The sequence below is a fragment of the uncultured Bacteroides sp. genome, assembly GCF_910578895.1.
GTDB lineage: Bacteria > Bacteroidota > Bacteroidia > Bacteroidales > Bacteroidaceae > Bacteroides.
In genome coordinates, this window is record NZ_CAJTSC010000099.1 from 1 (window position 1) to 4,119 (window position 4,119).

The following is a 4,119-nucleotide window of genomic DNA, read 5'->3' on the forward strand; positions in this document are numbered from 1 at the left end:
CAAGTATGCCGACCTGTTTGCCGATTACGAACGTTTGAACCGGGAAGGCGAAAAGAAGACCTATATCGTTGCGATGCTTGCCGATAAATACGGTATCAGTGAACGGAAGGTTTATTCTGTAATCAACCATTTAAGCCAGGAACTTGACTACTGCAAAAGCCGTGCAGTGGGATAAAGCCCGGAAATTATGCTGTTTACGCCGGACTGACGACCTTTGCCCCGTAATCAATAAAAAAACGAATATGGGAAATTTTACCTACAAAGAACAGTACGGCGTAATTGTGATATGCCAAAGTGAAGAAGACCAGCAAGCCACTTACGACTGGCTGCGTAAAAACGGGTTGAACGTAAAAGTAGTGACGGTATGAAAATCGAAATTAAGCATCGCTGCAACGATTTCGATATCGGCCTGGTTGTCGGTGCGTCCGGAAGCGGTAAGACCAGCATCGGAAACCGTATCTTTTCAGAACCTATTCACGACCTTTATGCCGGTTGGGATAATAGTAAGCCGATTGTTGACTGCATAGCCCCGAATGGCGACTTCAACACCGTAACCGGCGCCCTTTCCGCCGTTGGCCTGGGCGACGTTCCGGCGTGGCTTCGTCCTTTCAATGTGTTATCAAACGGCGAAAAGTTCCGTGCCGGCCTTGCCCGCCTGGTATGTGAACGCCCGGAACGTGTCGTTATTGACGAATTTACGTCTGTCATTGACCGGCAGATCGCAAAGGTAGGGGCGGCCGCTTTCGCTAAAACATGGCGCAAGGGTTCCGGCCAGGTTGTGCTTTTATCCTGTCACTTTGATATTATTGAATGGCTACAACCCGACTGGGTGTACAATACGGACGAGGCACGCTTTTACGAGCGTGACTGTCTTCGGCAAAGACCGGAACTCACCCTTCAAATATATAAAGTCCGGGGAACTGTATTCTCACGACTCTTTAAGCGGCATTATTATTTAGATTTGCCCCTTCCGGTGGCCGCTGAATACTTCGTCGGTATTATCGATGGCGAACCGGTTTGTCATGTGGCCGTTGCGCCACTGTTTACTGCCAACGCTTACCGGGCTACCCGCCTGGTGGTAATGCCTGAATGGCAGGGTATCGGTGTCGGTACCAAGTTCCTGGCCGCCGTATGTGAATACCATTTGCAAGGTAACGGCCGGTGCGGGCACAAGTTCCACACGTTTTTCCACACGTCACACCCCCAACTTTGCGGGGCGCTTCGGCACTCTAAAAGGTGGGTACAGACAGCGGCCAGCCTTTACGGTGACAGCAAAAAACGGTGTAGCGACTCTATTGCCCGGTCATATAAAAAGCAAGGTAAGAAAAGAAGTTCAGCCGGTGGCTACGGCGGCCATTTTAGAGCCGTACAGGCGTTTAAATACATAGGAGGGTAAAATGATAGTCAGGATATACGGAAACGAAAACACGACCGCTTATAGGGCTGCAAAAGCCCTTGTCGAACGTTTAGGCCATAGGGTAACAGACGTTACCTGTATGGCAGACCTGGCAATCGCCCCGTTGCTTACGGAAATACTGCCGGCTGAAGTGCTGGGCGTTCCTGTTTACGGTACGCTTGTCTTTCATCCCAGCCCGTTACCCTATGGGCGTGGAGCCAGCGCCATAAAGTACGCCTACAAACGTCAGGAAGCAATAACAGCGGCCACCTGGTTTTGGGCTGATAGCGGAATAGATACAGGAGACATTTGCGAACAGGAAATAGTGAAGATTGACTATTCCTTGCGGCCGAGAGAGTTTTACGAACAGGATATACTTCCGGCCATGTTGCGGACGCTTGAAAGAGCGTTAAAGGACATAGCGGAAGGACATATACGAAAAGTCCCACAAGTAGAGAAATACTCAACTTACGACAGGAAGTTATAAGGGATAAAATCCTTTCTAACACTATGTAAAGATACAAATTTCCTCTGAATTGACAATGACTTTTTGAGTACTTTTTCGCATAAAAAAAACAGCGTTTGAATACCGTTTTATTGACGTTCAAACGCTGTCTTTTTTTTGTGTGCGTGTCGGGGAACTTTCCGTTTTCGTTTTTCCTTCTTCCCGGCCGGACTTTCCGTTTTCGTTTTTCCAAAACGGTTTTTTCGTTTTTCGGATTATACATACGTGTAGAAAGAGTAGTAGTTTTCCCCTTTCTCCTTCAATGACTGTACCAGTCTGGCGGTGAAGTTGGTATTGTTGTAATTGCGCACTTCGCTCAGTGTGACGAAGTCTGGACGAAGGCGGACTATCTCGTTTACAATGGCGTCATAGCCGCCAGGAATCATCGTTCCTTCCTGCCAGATGTTCCATTGAAGGACTGTGAATTCTTTTTCCTTTTGTGAACATGCCAACAAGCAGGGAAAGATTAAGAGTTTTAAAATAATTTTTTTCATGATTCTATGTGGTTTATAAGATGATTAATCCATCATAAGTTTCTTGAGGAGCGTTAGTCGAGGGTATTTATGGTTAGTTTTTCCCGTAAGAATTGTCCGGTGTATGAGGTGGCATGCGCTGCTACCTCTTCCGGAGTACCCGCAACGACCAGGTTACCTCCCATATTTCCTCCTTCGGGTCCCAGGTCAATCACATGGTCGGCACATTTTATCACATCCATGTTATGCTCGATGATGATAATGGTATGTCCGCGGCTGATCAAGGCGTCGAATGCCTCCAGCAACTTCTTGATATCGTGGAAATGCAGGCCTGTAGTCGGTTCATCGAATACAAAAATGGTAGGCTGCGCTTTCTCTATGCTTAGAAAATAAGCCAGCTTCACACGTTGGTTCTCGCCGCCGGAAAGGGTGGAGGAGGCTTGTCCCAGTTTGATGTATCCCAGCCCTACTTCCTGCAAGGGGAGCAGTTTCTTCACGATCTTCTTCTGTCCGTGTCCGGTGAAGAACTCGACGGCCTGGTTCACTGTCATTTCCAGAATGTCATAGATGTTCTTATCCTGGAACTTCACTTCCAGCGTGTCGCTCTTGAAACGTTTTCCATGACAGGATTCACATTCCAATACCAAATCGGCCATGAACTGCATTTCCACGGTTACCGTACCATCGCCTTTGCATTCCTCGCAGCGGCCGCCTTCAGTGTTGAACGAGAAATATCCGGCCGTATATCCCATTTGCTTGGCCAGGGGCTGCTCGGCGAAGAGCTTACGGATTTCATCGTATGCTTTCACATAGGTCACCGGGTTGCTTCGAGATGATTTTCCGATCGGGTTCTGGTCAACAAACTCAATGTCTTTCACCAGTTGTATATCCCCTTCCAACGAGAGAAACTCGCCCGGCCGTTCGCTGCCCTCACTATATTCGCGTTTCAGTGCCCTGTAGAATACATCACGCACCAGCGTACTCTTTCCCGAACCGCTGACACCCGTCACTACCGTCATGACATTCAGCGGGAATTTCACGTCAATGCCCTTCAGGTTGTTTTCACGTGCACCTTTTATTTCTATATAATTGTTCCACGGGCGGTGGCATCGGGGAACCTCTATGTTTTCTTCCCCCAACAGATAGCGCACCGTATAGCTGTTGCTGTCTTTTTGAAGGTCGCTCATGTTGCCTTGATAGACGATCTGTCCTCCCAGGCGTCCTGCCTGAGGACCGATGTCGATGATATAATCGGCGGCACGGATGATTTCCTCATCATGCTCCACCACTACCACGGTGTTTCCCAGTTCCTGCAACTGGCGGAGAACTTTGATCAGCCGGTCGGTGTCACGGCTGTGTAGTCCGATGCTGGGTTCGTCCAGAATATAGAGCGAGCCTACCAGGCTGCTGCCCAGTGAGGTGGCCAGATTGATGCGCTGGCTTTCACCGCCGGAGAGCGAGTTGCTGAGGCGGTTCAGTGTGAGATATCCCAGACCTACATCCATCAGGAAATGGATGCGGTTGGTGATTTCCGTCAGGATTCGTTTGGCGATGGCGGTGTCATGTGCATCCAGTACCAGTGTGCGGAAGAATTCTTTTAAGTCATGAATGGGCAGATCCACCAGTTCGGAGATGGATTTGCCGCCTACCTTTACATAACCGGCTTCTTTTTTCAACCGGGTTCCGTGGCAGACGGGACAAGCGGTTTTTCCCCGGTAGCGTGCCAGCATCACCCGGTATTGTAT

Annotated in this window: 4 protein-coding genes and 1 pseudogene; 3 read left to right on the forward strand and 2 right to left on the reverse strand. The window is 49.0% G+C overall.

Annotated elements, in window-relative coordinates; genetic code table 11:
• Nucleotides 1-242 precede the first annotated feature (242 nt).
• Genes QZ327_RS14175 through QZ327_RS14185 form a run of 3 tightly spaced genes read left to right on the forward strand, consistent with a single transcriptional unit; the run spans nt 243 to nt 1,883 of the window.
• Nucleotides 243-368 (forward strand): hypothetical protein, encoded by a 126-nt coding sequence (locus tag QZ327_RS14175; protein WP_004318500.1) that lies wholly within the window; start codon nt 243-245, stop codon nt 366-368.
• The gene (locus tag QZ327_RS14180) at nt 365-1,396 is read left to right on the forward strand and encodes an ABC transporter ATP-binding protein (protein ID WP_294620363.1); all 1,032 of its coding nucleotides are present in this window, start codon (nt 365-367) and stop codon (nt 1,394-1,396) included. Before QZ327_RS14175 ends, QZ327_RS14180 begins: the two co-directional genes overlap by 4 nt.
• A 1-nt stretch (nt 1,397) precedes the next feature.
• Nucleotides 1,398-1,883 (forward strand): formyltransferase family protein, encoded by a 486-nt coding sequence (locus tag QZ327_RS14185; protein ID WP_004318504.1) that lies wholly within the window; start codon nt 1,398-1,400, stop codon nt 1,881-1,883.
• Between the two features lie 239 nt (nt 1,884-2,122).
• Here QZ327_RS14185 and QZ327_RS14190 read toward each other — a convergent pair.
• Nucleotides 2,123-2,395, reverse strand: a pseudogene (locus tag QZ327_RS14190) (endonuclease/exonuclease/phosphatase family protein); the annotation flags it as partial.
• A gap of 53 nt (nt 2,396-2,448) precedes the next feature.
• Nucleotides 2,449-4,119: excinuclease ABC subunit UvrA (uvrA, locus tag QZ327_RS14195; protein WP_294620365.1), on the reverse strand; the 1,671-nt coding region annotated here is incomplete at its 5' end.